General features: G+C 73.0%; 14 protein-coding genes and 1 riboswitch. Of the genes, 10 read left to right on the forward strand and 4 right to left on the reverse strand.

Going from position 1 to position 16901, the window contains the following annotated elements; translation table 11 throughout:
• Positions 1 to 106 precede the first annotated feature (106 nt).
• Entirely contained in the window at positions 107 to 1171 is a 1065-nt protein-coding gene (gene trpD / locus ACGFSH_RS04300) for an anthranilate phosphoribosyltransferase (RefSeq protein ID WP_393344815.1), read from the forward strand.
• A 77-nt stretch (positions 1172 to 1248) separates the two neighbouring features.
• Positions 1249 to 1365, forward strand: a riboswitch (SAM riboswitch).
• Between the two features lie 171 nt (positions 1366 to 1536).
• Entirely contained in the window at positions 1537 to 2901 is a 1365-nt protein-coding gene (locus ACGFSH_RS04305) for an aminotransferase class V-fold PLP-dependent enzyme (protein ID WP_393344817.1), read from the forward strand.
• Positions 2902 to 3243: 342 nt separating this feature from the next.
• Here the strand turns inward: ACGFSH_RS04305 and ACGFSH_RS04310 are convergent, their stop codons facing one another.
• Both ACGFSH_RS04310 and ACGFSH_RS04315 read right to left on the reverse strand, forming a co-directional pair.
• Entirely contained in the window at positions 3244 to 3525 is a 282-nt protein-coding gene (locus ACGFSH_RS04310) for an Lrp/AsnC family transcriptional regulator (RefSeq protein WP_069771225.1), read from the reverse strand.
• On the reverse strand, positions 3522 to 4307 hold the full coding sequence (locus ACGFSH_RS04315) for a rhomboid family intramembrane serine protease (RefSeq protein ID WP_393344819.1): 786 nt from the start codon (positions 4305 to 4307) through the stop codon (positions 3522 to 3524). The genes ACGFSH_RS04310 and ACGFSH_RS04315 overlap by 4 nt, the downstream gene beginning before the upstream one ends.
• Before the next feature lie 182 nt (positions 4308 to 4489).
• Here ACGFSH_RS04315 and ACGFSH_RS04320 point away from each other — a divergent pair, with 182 nt between their 5' ends.
• The 5 genes from ACGFSH_RS04320 to ACGFSH_RS04340 all read left to right on the forward strand — a co-directional run bounded on the left by ACGFSH_RS04320 (position 4490) and on the right by ACGFSH_RS04340 (position 9884).
• Positions 4490 to 4729 (forward strand): hypothetical protein, encoded by a 240-nt coding sequence (locus ACGFSH_RS04320; RefSeq protein ID WP_095756136.1) that lies wholly within the window; start codon positions 4490 to 4492, stop codon positions 4727 to 4729.
• Between the two features lie 70 nt (positions 4730 to 4799).
• Positions 4800 to 6143, forward strand: a complete 1344-nt coding sequence (locus ACGFSH_RS04325; protein WP_393344821.1) for an NYN domain-containing protein — start codon at positions 4800 to 4802, stop codon at positions 6141 to 6143.
• Positions 6144 to 6355: 212 nt separating this feature from the next.
• Complete coding sequence (locus ACGFSH_RS04330; protein ID WP_393344823.1) at positions 6356 to 7396, forward strand: NlpC/P60 family protein; 1041 nt, start codon at positions 6356 to 6358, stop codon at positions 7394 to 7396.
• Between the two features lie 222 nt (positions 7397 to 7618).
• Positions 7619 to 8641, forward strand: a complete 1023-nt coding sequence (locus tag ACGFSH_RS04335) for an NlpC/P60 family protein (RefSeq protein ID WP_393344825.1) — start codon at positions 7619 to 7621, stop codon at positions 8639 to 8641.
• 40 nt (positions 8642 to 8681) lie between these two features.
• A complete protein-coding gene (locus ACGFSH_RS04340; RefSeq protein ID WP_393344826.1) occupies positions 8682 to 9884 on the forward strand; it encodes a hypothetical protein in 1203 nt (400 codons plus the stop codon).
• Positions 9885 to 9902: 18 nt separating this feature from the next.
• Here the strand turns inward: ACGFSH_RS04340 and ACGFSH_RS04345 are convergent, their stop codons facing one another.
• Positions 9903 to 10457 (reverse strand): PadR family transcriptional regulator, encoded by a 555-nt coding sequence (locus ACGFSH_RS04345; RefSeq protein ID WP_393344828.1) that lies wholly within the window; start codon positions 10455 to 10457, stop codon positions 9903 to 9905.
• A gap of 172 nt (positions 10458 to 10629) precedes the next feature.
• Here ACGFSH_RS04345 and ACGFSH_RS04350 point away from each other — a divergent pair, with 172 nt between their 5' ends.
• From ACGFSH_RS04350 to ACGFSH_RS04360, 3 genes are all read left to right on the forward strand, one after another.
• Complete coding sequence (locus tag ACGFSH_RS04350; protein ID WP_393344830.1) at positions 10630 to 11970, forward strand: MATE family efflux transporter; 1341 nt, start codon at positions 10630 to 10632, stop codon at positions 11968 to 11970.
• A 99-nt stretch (positions 11971 to 12069) separates the two neighbouring features.
• Positions 12070 to 13212 (forward strand): glycosyltransferase family 4 protein, encoded by a 1143-nt coding sequence (locus ACGFSH_RS04355; protein WP_393344831.1) that lies wholly within the window; start codon positions 12070 to 12072, stop codon positions 13210 to 13212.
• Between the two features lie 103 nt (positions 13213 to 13315).
• On the forward strand, positions 13316 to 14902 hold the full coding sequence (locus ACGFSH_RS04360; RefSeq protein ID WP_393345480.1) for a GMC oxidoreductase: 1587 nt from the start codon (positions 13316 to 13318) through the stop codon (positions 14900 to 14902).
• A 28-nt stretch (positions 14903 to 14930) separates the two neighbouring features.
• Here the strand turns inward: ACGFSH_RS04360 and ACGFSH_RS04365 are convergent, their stop codons facing one another.
• Positions 14931 to 16727 (reverse strand): AMP-dependent synthetase/ligase, encoded by a 1797-nt coding sequence (locus ACGFSH_RS04365; RefSeq protein WP_393344833.1) that lies wholly within the window; start codon positions 16725 to 16727, stop codon positions 14931 to 14933.
• Positions 16728 to 16901 lie beyond the last annotated feature (174 nt).

The raw sequence follows: 16901 nt of genomic DNA on the forward strand, positions 1-16901 counted from the left end.
GTGGGGTTCGCGCCGCCCACCGGCCGGCGACGCACGACGCACCACGTATGAAGCACGACGCACGACGTATGACGCACGACTCACGACGACACACGCAGGAGCGGCTATGAGCGCTGTGACCCCCGCTGGAGGCGACACCGCGGCGGGCCGTTCCTGGCCCGAGGTGCTGAACGGCCTGCTGTACGGCCGCGACCAGGACGCGGACGCCACGTTCTGGGCGCTGGACCGGATCATGCGCGGAGAGGCGACCGACGCCCAGATCGCCGGGTTCGTGGTGGCGCTGCGCGCCAAGGGCGAGACCGTCGCCGAGATCAACGGGCTGGTCCGCGCGATGTACGAGCACGCCAACCTGATCGAGGTGCCGGGCCCGACCGTCGACATCGTCGGCACGGGCGGCGACGGCGCGAAGACCGTCAACATCTCCACGATGTCGGCGATCGTCGTCGCCGGCGCGGGCGCCACGGTCGTCAAGCACGGCAACCGGGCCGCGTCCTCCGCGTCCGGCGCCTCGGACGTCCTGGAGAAGCTCGGCGTCAATCTGGAGCTGACCCCGAAGCGGGTGGAGGAGGTCGCCCAGGAGGCCGGGATCACCTTCTGCTTCGCGGTCAAGTTCCATCCGGCGCTGCGCCATGTGGGTGCCGCGCGCGGGCAGCTCGGCATCCGCACGGTGTTCAACGTGCTCGGTCCGCTGACCAACCCGGCCAGGGTGGCCGCCCAGGCCGTCGGCGTCGCCGACCCCCGCATGGCGCCGGTCGTCGCCGGCGTCTTCGCCGAGCGAGGCAACTCCTCGCTGGTCTTCCGCGGCGACGACGGTCTCGACGAGTTGACCACCACGGCCACCTCGCGCGTGTGGGTCGTGCGCGACGGCAAGGTCACCGAGGAGAGTTTCGACCCGCGCGACGTGGGCCTCGCCCTCGTCCCGGTCGAGGCGCTGCGCGGCGGCGACCCCTCGTACAACGCGGAGGTGGCCCGCCGGCTGCTGGAGGGCGAGACGGGCCCGGTGCGCGACGCCGTCCTGCTGAACTCGGCGGCGGCCCTGGTGGCGCTGGAACCGGGCGCCGGGCCGCTGGCCGGGCAGCTGCGGGCCGGCATGGACCGGGCGGCCGAGTCCATCGACTCCGGCGCGGCCAAGCGGGCGCTGGAGCGCTGGGTGGCGGCCAGCAACGCGTGACGCCGGCGGCGGCGGGCGTCCCGCGATCCGGACACGGGTTGCGGGACGACGATCACCTGACGTAGTTTCCTGTACCAGGTCATGAGTGACAGTCATGAGGCCCCGGCCGACTGTCCGGCAACCCTCCGTCCGTGGCGGGGTGCCCCGGGTGAAGACCAGGCCGTGGACAGCAAGGTCCACGGCAAGCGCGGACCCCTCGCGAAACCAGGGGTCCTGGGTCGTTCGAGGGAGTCTCCCGTGAGCAAGCGAATGCGCTAGGGCGCAGAGCCCCGCCCCGCATCCCCTGCACCTCTTTTCCCCTTCCTCCGTGCCGGAGCCCTGTCCGCCCGCACGGCGGTTCCCCCTGCCTCTCACGGGAGTTCGCCATGTCCGTCTCCACCCTTGCCGCCGCCCGCACCCTTTGTGCCCCGCTGCCCGTTCTGGGCCGGGACGTCACCGTTCCCCTCGTGACCGGCGGCGAGGTCGCCTACGCGGCACTCGACTACGCGGCCAGCGCCCCCGCCCTCCAGCGCGTCTGGGACGACGTGGCGGCCTACGCCCCCTACTACGGCAGCGTCCACCGCGGCGCCGGCTACCTCTCGCAGCTGTCCACGGACCTCTTCGAGAACGCCCGCCGCACCGTGACCGAGTTCCTCGACTGCCGCCCGGACGACCAGCTGGTCTTCACCCGCTCGACGACGGACTCCCTCAACCTGCTCGCCTCCGCGCTCCCCGCCGGCTGCCAGGTCTTCGTCTTCGAGACCGAGCACCACGCCTCGCTGCTGCCCTGGAAGAACGCCCACGTCACCTACCTCGACGCCCCGCGCAGCCCGCGCCAGGCCGTCGACACCCTGGAGCGCGCCCTCGCCGCGCGCGACCCGCACGGCCCGGCCCTGGTCTGCGTCACCGGCGCCTCGAACGTCACCGGCGAGCTGTGGCCGGTGCGCGAGCTGACGGCGGCCGCGCACGCCCACGGCGCCCGGATCGTCCTGGACGCCGCCCAGCTGGCCCCCCATCACCCGGTGTCGGTCCGTGACCTCGACGTGGACTGGGTCGCCTTCTCCGGCCACAAGCTGTACGCGCCCTTCGGCAGCGGCGTCCTGGCCGGCCGCGCCGACTGGCTCACCCTGGCCGACCCCTACCTCGCGGGCGGCGGCGCCAGCCGCAAGGTGACCCGGCGCGAGGACGGGGGAGTGGACGTGGAGTGGCACGAGAGCGCCGCCCGCCACGAGGCCGGCTCCCCGAACGTGATCGGCGCGTACTCCATCGCCTCCGCCTGCAAGGCGCTGACCGAGGCGGGCTTCGACGCCCTGGTCGCCCGCGAGGAGCACCTGATCGCCACGGTGCGGGCGGGACTGGCGGACGTCCCCGAGGTGCGGATCCTGTCCCTCTTCGGTGACGACGCCCCCCGGGTCGGCGTGCTGTCCTTCGTCGTCGAGGGCTGGAACAGCTCCCACTTCGCCGCCGCCCTCTCCGCCGAGTACGGCATCGGCGTCCGCGACGGCCTCTTCTGCGCCCACCCCCTGGTCCGCACCCTCCTGGGCGGCGACCCGCAGACCCAGGGCGAGTGCGGCGCCCCCGAGGCGGCCCCGGGGGAGAAGTCCCTCAACGCCATCCGCGTGAGCTTCGGCGCGGGCACCCCCGAGGAGCACGTGGACCGCTTCGTGACGGCGGTCCGCGAGCTGGTCACCGAGGGCGCGAAGTGGCAGTACCACACGGAGAACGGCCGCTGCGTCCCGTCGGTGAACTGAACAGACGCCCGACGTGGGGGTCACCCCCTCCAGGGGGGCGGGGAACTGCGCGCCCCGCCCCCCCCCACGGACCCGCGGTCGCTCCCGTACGGCATGGCCCCGGCGGCAGTGCGCCGACAGCGAGGCCGAGGTGACCCCGACGTGGGGGTCGTCCCCTCTCAGGGGCGCGGGGAACTGCGCACTCGCCCCCCCCCACGGACCCGCGGCCGCAGCCGCTCGGCGACCACCCCGGCGGCTGGGCCGACAGCAAGGCCGAGATGACCCCGACGTGGGGGTCGTCCCCTCTCAGGGGCCCGGGGAACTGCGCGCTCGACCCCCCGGACCCGCGGAGCGAGACCTCGCCTACGAGTCCAGCCCGATGGCGAACGCCGCCTCCAGGTCGTGCTGCGAGTACGTGCGGAACGCCACGTGCGTGTCCGTCCCCTCCACCCCGGGGATCTTGCTGATGCTGCCGGGGATGACCTCGGCGAGGTCCTCGTGCTGCTTCACCCGGACCATCGCGATGAGGTCGTACGTCCCGGTGACGGAGAAGACCTCGCTGACGCTGTCCAGCGAGGCGATCCGCTCGGCGATCTCGGGGATCCGGTCCACGCTGGTCTTGATGAGGACGATCGCGGTGATCACGGCTGGTTCTCTCCCTCGGGGGCCGGAGCTGGGGCGGGCTTCACTCTAGTCGCCCGCCCGTCTCCCCCCGCCGCCCTTCCGGGGCCGTCCCCGGTGCCGCGGCGCTCGCCGAAGCGGGCCCACGCGTAGAGGAGCCCCAGGCCGAACCCGACCAGGTGCGCCAGGTACGCCACCCCGGGCCCGTGCGGGGCCCGCCCCGCCCCCACCCACTGCAGGCCCGCCCAGAAGGGCAGCACGACCCAGGCCGGGAAGCGCAGCGGCAGGAAGAACAGGAACGGCAGGAGACTGGTCACCCGCGCCCGCGGGAACAGGTACAGGAACGCTCCGAGCACCGCCGAGATCGCGCCCGAGGCGCCCACCAGGGACTGCGACGACTCGGCGTTGGCGGCCGCGTAGCCCAGCAGGGCGAGGGAGCCGCAGCAGGTGTAGAAGAGCGTGAACTGCACGCGGCCCATCCGGCGCTCGGTCATGGCCCCGAAGACGAAGAGGAAGAGCATGTTGCCCAGCAGGTGCACCCAGCTGCCGTGCACGAAGAGGGCGGTGGCCGGGCTCAGGACGGCGCCGGGAACGCCGTCGAAGAGTTCGGCGGGCACCACGCCCCAGCGGCGGAAGTAGGCGCGCTGCGCGGCCGGCAGCCCGCCGCCCGCGCCGTACGCCGGGTTGAGGCCCGAGGCGGGGCCGATCACGAAGATCAGACAGCACAGGGCGATCAGGCCGTGGGTCACCGGCGCCGGGGAGGTGCGGAGCGCCCTGCGGACCGGCCCGCTCCAGTTGCTGGTCATGGCTACAAAGCATGACGTAACGGGACGCACTCCCGCGGGCCGCCTCGCCGCCGGACGGCCCCCGTGGACGGACGGGCGGCGAGTACCCGCCAGGCCGTAGGGTTACGAGCCACACGCACGGGGGAGCCTCCGGCCCGACCCCGGCGCCAGAAGCGGGACACTAGAAGGAGCGGAAAGTCACGATGACGGTTCCCCTGCCGACCGCCACGACACGGTGGCGCTGCACGCTCTGCGGCAACCTCACGAGGTTCGACGTGACGCGCTCGTCGAAGGTCGTCGAGTACGTGCACCTCGACCTCGCCGGTGAGCCGAAGGTCGAGGAGCGCGACGTGGTCAGTGAGACCATCGAGTCGGTGCGGTGCCGCTGGTGCAACGCCGTGGACCAGGTGGAACTCGTGGACCGGCCGGGCGCCGGTTCCTGACGGTGGGGTCCCCCCGCTCGAGCGACGGCGAGAGCGGGGGAGGGCCCGCACGGATATTGGGGTGTGACGGATGGTGGAGAGCGCAGGCGGGGGGCCGGGCGACGGCGCCGCCGAGATGCTCGACCGTCCGCTGCCGGACGGCGTGCGGCGCAGGGTCGTCACGATCGTCTCCGACGGCTTCGGCGGGCTGACGGTCGGCGAACTGCCCGCGCAGTTGCGGCAGTACGCCCGGTTCGCCCCCAATCGACGGGCCAAGTTCGCGGGGACCGCGATGGCGGCCGCGTTGGAGACCGATCCGCTGTTCAGACAGCGCATCGCCGAGAAGTACAGAGAGGCCCAGCCGGAGCTGTCCGGCGCCCTCGACTCCGGCTCGCCGACCCCGGCCGCGGACCCGCTCGACGTGGCGGCCGCGGCCTACGTGCTGCGGCCCGCCGGCTGGGTGAAGCTGGTCACCGCGGCCGGCGAGGAGGCCCAGCGGGCCGACGCGGAACGGGCCGACGAGGAGAGCCGGGCCGAACTGGAACGGCTGCGCGAGGAGCTGGACCGGGCCCGGGAGCAGACCCGCGCAGACACCGAGCGGCTGCGCGCCGAGCTGGACGCGGCGAAGAAGGAGGCCGAGTCGCTGCACCGCAAGCTGCGTTCGGCCCTCAGCGACGTCAAGCGGGGCGAGGCCGCGCTGCGCAGGGTGCAGGCCGAGACGGAGACCGCGCGCGCCGAGGCGCACGCCCAGGTGTCCGCCGCCGAGAGCGAGACCCGGCGGCTGAAGTCGCGGCTGGGCGAGGCGGAGGCGGCCCTTGAGGCCACCCGGCGGGCGGCGCGCGAGGGCCGCAGCGTGGAGGACATGCGGGTGCGGCTGCTGCTGGACACCGTGCTGGACGCGGCCCAGGGGCTGCGCCGGGAACTGGCGCTGCCTCCTGTGTCGGTGCGGCCGGCGGAGACCGTCGACGCGGTCGAGCCGGGCCGGATGACGCCCAAGGACATCGCCGCCCGGGCCCTGTCGGAGCACGATCCGGCCATTCTCGACCAGTTGCTCGCGCTGCCGCAGGCGCACCTCGTCGTCGACGGCTACAACGTCACCAAGACCGGCTATCCGCAGATGCCGCTGGAGAAGCAGCGGTTGCGCCTGCTGGGGCAGCTCTCGCAGCTCGCCGCGCAGACCGGCGCCGAGGTCACCTGTGTCTTCGACGGGGCCGAACTGGCCGCTCCGGTGCTGCTCGCGCCGCCGCGCGGGGTGCGGGTGCTGTTCTCCAAGCCGGGCGTCACGGCCGACGAGCTGATCCGCCAGCTGGTGCGTGCCGAGCCCTCCGGCCGCCCGGTCATCGTGGCCTCGACCGACCGTGAGGTGGCCGACGGGGTGGCCAAGGTGGGCGCCCGGCCGGTGGCTTCGGCGGTGCTTCTGAAGCGCCTGTCCTGAAGGTCGACGTTCGCAGGTTTAATGCCCGTATTGACGCAATCGTCACGCAACGTAGTGTCAACCACGCACTACTGCTCGTGAGTTGAGTGAAAAAACTGCGTTGCGTGATGGGTTTTTTTCTTCTGAGGATTTGAACTGATCACAGCGAGGTCACTAAGGTCAGGCCTCGAACCTCCACACGGGTGATCACTCAAAAGAAGGAGCCCGTCTCCGTGGCGTCCCACCGTCGACCGAAGCAGCCGAGTCGCGCACGCGTGACCGTCCTGACCACCGCAGCCGCCGCTGCCGTCGTGCTCAGCTCCCAGGCCGCCAACGCGGCGCCCAGCGAGAAGCTCAGCAAGGACGAGGTCAAGAGCAAGGTCGACAAGCTCTACGAAGAGGCGGAGCAGGCCACCGAGACGTTCAACGGGGCCCAGGAGAAGCAGGAGAAGCTCCAGAAGGAGATCTCCACCATCCAGGACAACGTGGCCCGCGGTCAGGCGGACCTCAACGAGCTGCGCGACTCCATGGGGCTCGCGGCCGCCGCCCAGTACCGCACCGGGTCCATGGACCCCTCCCTCCAGCTCCTTCTCTCCTCGGACCCGGACGACTTCCTGGACAAGGCGTCGACCGCCGACCAGCTGAGCGCCCAGCAGGTCGCGGCGCTCAAGAAGATCCAGGAGAAGCAGCGCGAGCTCGCCCAGCAGCGCACCGAGGCCACCGGCAAGCTCAAGGACCTCGCCACCACCCGCACCGAACTGGGCAAGAAGAAGAAGGAAGTCCAGGCCAAGCTCGCCGAGGCGCGCAAGCTCCTCAACACACTGACGGCCAAGGAGAAGGCGGCCCTCGCCGCCGCCGACACCCGCGCCAGCCGGGACGCCGGACAGCGCGTCGACCTCGGCGACGCCCCCACCGGCTCCGGCCGGGCCATGGCCGCCTTCCAGGCCGCACAGAGCCAGCTCGGCAAGCCGTACCACTACGGCTCCACCGGCACCGCCATGTACGACTGCTCGGGCCTCACCTCCTGGGCCTACGGACAGGCCGGCGTCGGCATCCCGCGGACCTCGGAGGCGCAGGCCAACTACGGCACGCGCATCTACTCGCAGAGCGACCTCAAGGTCGGCGACCTGGTGTTCTTCTTCAACGACCTGCACCACGTCGGTCTGTACGCGGGCAACGGCCAGATCATCCACGCGCCGCGCACCGGAACCGTCGTGCGCTACGAGTCGATGGGCACGATCGGCGGCCCGTTCATGTTCGGCGTCCGCGTCTGACCGACGCCGCAGCGGGGTCCGGTCCGGCTTCCGGATCAGGACGCCACGCCGCCCGAACGGGCGAATCATGACGACGAGGAGTGACCCCACGCCCCGCCGGTGACCTGCGTCAGCGGCGGGGCGTCACTGTGCGTGCCCGCCGGGGTCTTTGGCCGACCCCCTGTCGCGGGGCTACTGTCTGCCGCGTTTCCCTGTCCACCGGTGGAAGGAGCGCGGCTTCTCGTGGGGTCCCATCGCCGCCTTGCACAGTCCGGGTTCGACCGGGGCGCGAGCAGCGCCCTGAGCGTGCTGTCCGTCGCGGCCGCCGCCCTCGGCGCCGTGTCCGCCGTACCGGCCACGGCCGCACCGCACGACGGCACCCGTGCCGAGGTGGACCGTCTCTACGAGGAGGCCGAGAAGGCCACCGAGGCCTACAACAAGGCCGACGAGAGCGCCGACGCCCTGCGCAGGCAGGTCACGGACGCCCAGGACCGCATCGCCCGGCAGCAGGAGCGCGTCAACGGCCTGCGCGAGCGGCTGGGTTCGCTGGCCGGCGCCCAGTACCGCTCCGGCGGACTCGACCCGTCCCTGGCGCTGCTGCTCTCCGACGACCCGGAGGAGTACCTCGCCAGAGCGTCCGTGCTGGACCGCATCACCTCCCATCAGGCCGGTGAACTGAGGGAACTTCAGGGCGCGTTGCGCGAGCTGGACCAGGAGCGCTCGGAGGCCGCCCGCAAGCTCGCCGACCTGGAGAGGAGCCGCAAGGCGGTGGTCGGCCACAAGCGGGCCGTGGAGCAGAAACTCGCCCGGGCCAGGAAGCTGCTCGACTCCCTGTCGCTCGGGGAACGCGCCGCCTACGACCGTGCCTCCCGCTCCGGCCGCGAGGGCCTGCCCGCCCTCTCGGGCGAGGTCCCGGCGTCCGGCCGGGCGGCCGCCGCACTGGCCGCCGTCCGCTCCGCGCTGGGCAAGCCCTACGTCTGGGGCGCCAACGGGCCCTCCGGCTTCGACTGTTCGGGCCTCATGCAGTGGTCGTACGCGCAGGCCGGCGTCTCGCTGCCGCGCACCTCGCAGGCCCAGGCGCACGCCGGCCGGCGGGTCCCGCTCTCTCAGGCCCGGCCCGGCGACATCGTCACCTACCGCTCCGACGCCAGCCATGTCGGCATGTACGTCGGCAACGGGCAGGTCATCCACGCCCCCTATCCGGGCGCGCCGGTGCGCTACGACCCGGTCGGCATGATGCCGGTCTCGTCCGTCACCAGGCCCTGACCCGCGCCGCGCACGCCCCGGCCGCCGTACGATCGGGTGGATGACCGGTCGAGGGCGGGTGCGCGCGTGCCGGGCCGTGGGGCCCTGGCCGGTGGTCGTCGCGCTCCTCGCCTCCCTGGTCGCCTGCGGCGGCCGGGCCCCGGCCGACGGCGCGCGGGCCGAGGTGCAGAAGCTGCTCGACCGGCGGGCCGCCGCCGTCCTCGACCATGATGCGCGCGCCTACGCGGCCACCGGCGACGCCGCCGGGTTCGCCGCCGTGCGGGCCGTCCCGCTCGCGGCCTGGTCCTACCGGGTGACGGCGCTGCGGCGCGGCCAGGACACCGCGACCGCGGACGCCGAGCTGAGCTACCGGGTGGCGGACTACGACCGGGCCCCGGTGGTCGTGAAGCGCACCGTGCGCCTGGCCCTGGGCGCGGGCGGCCGGTGGTCGGTGACGTCGGAGAAGCCGGCGAAGGAGACCGGCCAGCAGCTGTGGGACCAGGGCACGGTGAACGTCGTGCGGGGGGAGCACAGCCTGGTGCTGGGCGTCGGGCAGTCCGGGGGGCGGCTGCGGTCCTTCGCGGAACTGGCCGACGACGCCGTCCCCGCGGTGTCGGCGGCCTGGGACACGGCCTGGGCGGGCCGCGTCGTCGTCCTGGTGCCCAGGTCGCTGGCGGGCATGGCGGGGCTGCTCGGCTCGCCGGCCGCCGCCTACCGGGGGATCGCCGCGGTGACGACGGGCGAGACGGGCGGGCGGGCGAGGACGCCAGCGGACCGGGTCGTCGTCAACCCCGACGCGTACGGCATGCTCGGCCGGGTCGGACGGCAGGTGGTCCTCACCCACGAGACGACCCATGTCGCCACCCGGGCCCACACCGGCGCCGCGACCCCGCTGTGGCTGTCCGAGGGGTACGCCGACTGGGTCGGGTACCGCGGCACCGGGCGCACGCCGCCCGAGGTCGCGCCGGAACTCCAGCACTCCGTCATGACCGGGAGCGTCCCGTCGGCGCTGCCCGCGGACGGCGACTTCGCGTTCTCCGGCGACGCGAGCCGGCTGGCCGAGGCGTACGAGGGCGGCTGGCTGGCCTGCCGGATGATCGCCGAGCGCTGGGGAGAGCCGCGGCTCGACGCGTTCTACCGGGCCGTCGGGGAGCACGAGGAGCGGCCGGGGGCGGTGGAGGGCGCGCTGAAGGACGTCCTGCACACGTCGCTCCCGCGGTTCACGGCCGACTGGCAGGCCTACCTGAGGAGCCGGCTCGGCTGACGCCCCCGTCCGGCGCGGTCACGACGCGTCGGTCGCCCCGGCCCCGCCCGGCGCCGTCAGCTCCTCGATCGCCTCGCGCAGCCAGGCGCGCTCCGCCTCGCCCGTGGCCCGTGCGACCCGCAGCATGCCCCGCCGGAAGAGGTCGCCGGCCCGCTCCGCGCGCACCGGCTCGCCGTCGGCGTAGAAGAAGCTCGCGGGCGTCTCGAGGAAGTCCAGGCGCCGCTGGAGGACGGCCCGCTGCTCGGCGGGGTCGGGAAGATGGCGCAGGAACGCCAGGACGGTGTTGAAACGGACGTGGTCCGTGATCTCGGCCTGCTTCGGTCGGCGGAGGCGTTCCAGCAGGTCCGCGCGCCCTTGGGCGGTGAGGGTCAGCACCCGGCGGGGAGCCGCGCCGGCGCCGTCCTCGGTGTGCTGGTCGAGCTTGCCCGCGGTGACCAGACGGGTGATGGCGGGGTACAGCGCGCCGTCGCTGACCGGGCGGACATGGCCGGTCAGGGCGGTGATGCGCTCCTTCAGCTCGTACCCGTGCAGTGGCTCCTCGGCGAGGAAGCCGAGGATCGACAGTTCCAGCATGGTCCTCCCTTGCGGTGGTCCCCTCCGCATGCTACCTCTTGTCGAGTTACCTCGATTAGAGGTAACTCGACAAGAGGTAGCTCGACCACAGGCACGGCGGACCCGGAACGAAGGGCGCCGGTCAGCAGGCACGCCGGCCGGAGGCGTGCCGTTCTTCCCAGGGGGACGCGTCGTGGACGGTCATCGCGGACAGCTGGCGGCGCTCGCCCGTCCGGTGTACTTCTCGCTCCTGGCCTCCGTGGCCGCCGGGATCGTCAACACCCTGTGGGTGTCCCGGCTGGGCGGGCCCGCGGTGGCCGCCGTCGCGGTCGCCACCAACGCCGAGAACGTGCTGCTCGGCGTGGCGCTGGTGTTCGCCTCGGGGACGACCGTGCTGGTGGCCCACGCCCGGGGCGCGCGGGATCCCGGCGCGATGCGGGCGGCGGTGCGCGGCGGCTGGGCGCTGTGCGCGGTGCTCGCGCCGGTGATCGCGGCCGGCGGCTTCCTGCTGCGCGGCCCGCTGGCCCGCCTGGTGCTCGGCGGCCACGGCGGTGCGGCCCTGCCCCTCGCCGTCTCGTACTTCGCGATCTCGATGCCGGGCGTCGCCGTCTTCTTCGCCCAGCAGCTCGTCGACGGCATCCTCAAGGGCATGGGCGACACCCGGACGCCGATGCGCCTGGCCCTGCTCGCCAACGGTCTGATCCTGGTCGTCGACCCGTTGTTCATCCACCTCCACGGCGTGCCGGGGGCCGCCGCCTCCACGGTGCTGTGCCGGGGCGTGGCCCTGGTCGCCGGGCTGGCCGCCCTGCGCCGCGACCCCGTACTGCGGACGGCGGTCCGGGCGGCACCCACGCTCACCGCCCCGGCGTCCCTGCGGCGCACGCTGGCGACCGGACTGCCGATGTCCGCCGACTTCACCCTGCGCCAGGGCGGGGCGCTCGCCCTGGTCGCGGTGGTGGCGCGGCTCGGGGTGACGGCGGTCGCCGCGTACGCGATCGCCTACAAGGTCATGTACGTGGCGACGATGGCCTTCTACGCGGTCCGTCAGGCCGCCGCCATCCACACCGCGCACACCCGGGGCCAGGGCCGGGAGGAGCGCCGGGCGATCGGACGGCAGGCCGTGCTCCTCTCCGGGGCGGTCGCCGCGGCGGCCGCCCTGCTGCTGTGCGCCGCGGCCCCCTGGATCATGACCGCCTTCGGCGCCGGGCCCGCCGTCGCGCGCGAGGGGACGCTGTTCCTGCGCTGCATCGGGCCGTATCTGCTGCTCATGGCCGGGTTCATCGCCGTGGGCGGCGTCTTCGAGGGTGGCGGGGGAGCGCCGGCGCTGCTGCGGGTGACCCTGCTGGGCACGGCCGTCCAGCTGCCGCTGGCGTACGCGCTGTCGGCGCTAGGGCTGCCGGGGATCTGTCTGGCGCTGGCGCTCTCGATGGGCGTGCAGAGCCTGGCGGTCGGGGCGGCGCTGCGCCGGACATGGCCCCGCCGCCGGGAAGAGGCCGCCGGGGCGTTGGCGAGGGCGGAGGGGCGGGCCGCCTGAGCGGGTGGAGGCGCGGGCGGCCTGAGCGGGCGGCGGCCCGGGCGGGTGAAGGGGCGGGTCGGGGCCGGTGTGCGGGGCCTTTGGATAGGGTCGGTCGCGATGCACAAGACCCTCATCGTGACCAACGACTTCCCGCCCCGCCCGGGCGGGATCCAGGCGTTCCTGCACAACATGGCGCTCCGGCTCGACCCGGACCGGATCGTCGTCCACGCCTCCACCTGGAAGCGCTCCCGCGAGGGAGTCGAGGCGACCGCCGCCTTCGACGCGGAGCAGCCCTTCCCCGTCGTCCGGGCCGCCACGACGATGCTGCTGCCGACGCCTGCGGCGACCCGCCGGGCGGCCGCTCTGGTGCGCGAGCACGGCTGCACGTCGGTGTGGTTCGGGGCGGCGGCGCCGCTCGGGCTGATGGCCCCGGCGCTGCGCCGGGCGGGCGCGGAGCGGCTGGTGGCCACCACCCACGGGCACGAGGCCGGGTGGGCGCAGCTGCCCGCCGCCCGGCGGCTGCTGCGCCGGATCGGCGAGAGCACGGACACGATCACCTACCTCGGCGAGTACACCCGCTCGCGGATCGCGGCCGCGCTGAGCGCCGGGGCGGCGGGCCGGATGGTGCAGCTGCCGCCGGGCGTCGACGAGAAGACCTTCCATCCGGGCTCGGGCGGCGACGAGGTGCGGGCGCGGCTCGGGCTGACCGACCGGCCGGTGGTCGTGTGCGTCTCGCGGCTGGTCCCGCGCAAGGGGCAGGACACGCTGATCGCGGCCATGCCGCGGATCCTGGCGGCCGAGCCGGACGCCGTGCTGCTGATCGTCGGAGGCGGCCCGTACGAGAAGGATCTGCGCAGGCTGGCGCAGGAGAGCGGGGTGGCCGCCTCCGTGCGCTTCACCGGCCCGGTGCCCTGGTCGGAGCTGCCCGCCCACTACGGCGCCGGGGACGTCTTCGCGATGCCGTGCCGGACGCGGCGGGGCGGACTCGACGTCGAAGGGCTCGGGATCGTCTATCTGGAGGCGTCGGCGACCGGGCTGCCGGTGGTCGCCGGGGACTCCGGGGGCGCGCCCGACGCCGTGCTGGACGGCGAGACGGGGTGGGTCGTGCGGGGCGGTTCCCCGGCGGAGGCCGCCGAGCGGATCGTCGCCCTGCTCGGGGACGCCGAACTGCGCCGCCGGATGGGGGAGCGCGGCCGGCTCTGGGTCGAGGAGAAGTGGCGCTGGGACCTGCTCGCGGAGCGGCTGAAAACCTTGCTCTAGTTTTTCCCCATCTGCTCTAGGCGGAGGGGGAAAATCCGCTGATGCTGCGCACATGACAGCCAAACTGATGCAGCGTCAGCTGACGAGACGTCACATTCTTGGTATGGCCGCCCTCCAGACGGCGGCCTCCCTCGGCTTCACCCGCGTGGGCCTCCAGTCGGCCCGGGCGGCCGAGCCCGCCGCGGTCGAGTCCGCCCCCGCCGTCGTGGTCGGCTCCGGTTACGGCGCCGCCGTCGCCGCCCTGCGCCTCGGCCAGGCGGGCGTCCGCACCCTCGTCCTGGAGATGGGCCGGCTGTGGAACACCGCGGGCCCCGACGGCAAGGTCTTCTGCAACACCGCCTCCCCCGACCAGCGCTCCATGTGGTTCCGCACCCGCACCGAGGCGCCGCTCGCCACCTTTCTGTGGCTGGACCTCGTCAACAAGGACATCGGCCGCTACCCGGGCGTGCTGGACCGGGTGCACTTCGACGCCATGTCCGTCTTCGTGGGCCGCGGGGTCGGCGGCGGATCCCTGGTCAACGGCTCCATGGCGGTCACCCCGCTCCCGTCGTACTTCGCGGAGCAGTTCCCCACCGTCGACGCGGCGGAGATGTACGCGACGTACTACCCGCGCGCCCGCGCCATGCTCGGCGTCAACGACGTCGACCCCGCCTGGTTCGAGTCGACCGAGTGGTACCGCTTCACCCGCGTCTCCCGCAAGCACGCGCAGAACACCGGCCTGAAGACCACGTTCGTGCCGAGCGTCTACGACTTCGACCACATGCGGCGCGAGGCGGCCGGGACCGCCGTCAGGTCCGCCCTCGGGCAGGAGGTCATCTACGGCAACAACCACGGCAAGAGGAGCCTCGACAAGACGTATCTGGCGGCCGCGCTCGGCACCGGCAACGTCACCATCCACACCATGGAGAAGGTGCGCGGCGTCACCCGGGCCGCCGACGGGACGTACGTCCTGACCGCCGACCGCATCGACGACACGGGCGCGGTCGTCGAGACCAAGCAGTACGGCTGCACCTATCTGTTCCTCGGCGGCGGCAGCCTCGGCACCAGCGAACTCCTGGTCCGGGCCCGGGACACCGGCACGCTGCCCGAGCTGAACGCCGACGTGGGGGCGGGCTGGGGGCCCAACGGCAACGTGATGCTGGGGCGCGCCAACCATCTGTGGGACACCGTCGGCGCCAACCAGTCGACCATGCCGATCATGGGGATCGACGACTGGGCCAACACCGCCAACCCCGTGTTCGCGGAGATCGCGCCGCTGCCCATGGGGCTGGAGCACTGGGTCAGCCTCTACCTGGCGATCACCAAGAACCCCCAGCGGGCCGCGTTCACCTATGACGCCGCCTCGGGCGGGGTGAAGCTCGGCTGGAGCGCCGCGCAGAGCGCCGTCTCGGCCGGTATGGCGAAGAGGCTGTTCGACCGCATCAACGCGGCGAACGCCACCATCTACCGCTACGACCTGTTCGGATCCGGCGGCAAGGTCTTCGCCGACGACTTCACCTACCACCCGCTCGGCGGGTGCGTGCTGGGCAGAGCCACCGACGACCACGGCCGGGTGAAGGGGTATTCGCGGCTGTACGTCACCGACGGCTCGCTGGTGCCCGGCAACATCGGGGTGAACCCGTTCGTCACCATCACCGCGCTCGCCGAACGCACGATGGCGCGGGTCCTCGCGGAGGACATCGCGCCATGACGTGCCGTCAGCAGGCCTTCAGAGGCATCTACTTGGCGTAGATCGCCTCGATCTCGCCCGCGTAGTCCTTCGCCACCACATTGCGCTTGAGCTTCAGGGACGGCGTGAGGTGGCCCGAGTCCTCCGTGAACTGGGAGGAGAGAATGCGGAACTTCCGCACCGATTCCGCCTTCGAGACCGCGGCGTTGCCGTCGTCGATCGCCGCCTGGACGGCCGCGTGCAGGTCGGCGTCCTCGCGCAGCGACGCCGCGGTCGAACCCGCCGGCTTGCCGTGGTCGGAAGCCCAGCGGCCCAGGAACTCCTCGTCGATGGTGACCAGCGCGCCCACGAACGGCCGCCCGTCGCCCACCACCATGCACTCCGCGACCAGCGCGTGCGCGCGGATGCGGTCCTCGATCACGGCCGGGGCGACGTTCTTGCCGCCCGCGGTGACGATGATCTCCTTCTTGCGGCCGGTGATCGCGAGATAGCCGTCCTCGTCCAGGGTGCCGATGTCCCCCGTGTGGAACCAGCCGTCGGCCAGCGCCTCCGCAGTCGCGCCCGGGTTGTTCCAGTACTCCTTGAACAGATGCTCGCCGTGCAGCAGCACCTCGCCGTCGTCCGCGATGCGCACCACCGAGCCGGGCAGCGGCTGACCGACCGTGCCGATCTTCTGCCGGTCCCACGGGTTGAAGGCGGTCGCCGCGCAGGACTCCGTCAGGCCGTAGCCCTCCAGGACGGTGAAGCCGATGCCGCGGAAGAAGTGACCGAGGCGCTCGCCCAGCGGGGCGCCGCCGGAGATCGCGTACTCGCCCCTGCCGCCGAGCACCGCGCGCAGCTTGCTGTAGACCAGCTTGTCGAACACCTTGTGCTTGATCTTCAGCTTCAGCGGCGGGCCGCCCGGCAGCTCCAGCGCCTTGCTGTACGCGATCGCGGTGTCCGCCGCCTTGTCGAAGATCGCGCCCTTGCCGTCCGCCTGCGCCTTGGCGCGCGCAGAGTTGTACACCTTCTCGAAGACCCGCGGCACGCCCAGGATCAGCGTCGGGCGGAAGGACGCCAGCTCGTCCGTGAGGTTCTTGATGTCCGGGACCGTGCCGAGCTTGATCGGCGCCATCATCGGGGCGATCTGCACCAGCCGGCCGAAGACGTGCGCGAGCGGCAGGAACAGCAGGACGCTGCACTCGCCGGTGCGGAACAGCGGCCGCAGCCGCTCCACGACGTTGCCGCACTCGGCGAAGAAGCTGCGGTGGGTGAGCACACAGCCCTTGGGCCGGCCGGTCGTGCCCGAGGTGTACACGATCGTCGCCGGGTCGTCCGCCCCGGCCTGCGAGCTGCGCTCCTCGACGACCGTGTCGGAGACGTCGCGGCCGAGCCGCCCGAGCTCCTCGACGCCCCCCGCCTCGATCTGCCAGACGTGCTTGAGCGAGGGCAGCGACTCGCGCACCGACTCCACGGTCGCCGCGTGGGCGTCCAGCTCGACGACGACGGCCGTCGCGCCGGAGTCCGAGAGGATCCACTGCACCTGCTCGGGAGAGCTGGTCTCGTAGACGGGCACGGTGACCGCGCCCGCGCACCAGATCGCGAAGTCCAGCAGCGTCCACTCGTAGCGGGTGCGCGACATCAGGCCCACCCGGTCGCCGGGCTGGACGCCTGAGGCGATGAGGCCCTTGGCAGCCGCGTGCACCTCGGCGAGGAACGCCGTGGCGGTCACGTCCTGCCAGGCGCCGTCCACCTTGCGGGCGATGACGGCGACGTCGGGATGCTGCGCGGCGTTTCTGCGGACGATGTCGGTCAGATTGCCGTCCGCAGGGACCTCGTACAAAGCCGGAAGGCTGAACTCGCGCAAGACTGCTGCTCCTCATAGGGCGCCGGCGCCACGACGTTGTGCGATGCGACGGTGCGGTCCAAGGCTCGGGCTGCGCTCAGGGATCTCGGCGGACCCCGTGGATCCGGTGAATCTCGGTGGTTGAAATCCTGAGCACGACTGGACTGCCCGGACGTTACCCGCCGGTATGGCCTC

It is taken from the genome of Streptomyces sp. NPDC048481 (assembly GCF_043200075.1).
Taxonomy (GTDB): Bacteria; Actinomycetota; Actinomycetes; order Streptomycetales; family Streptomycetaceae; genus Streptomyces.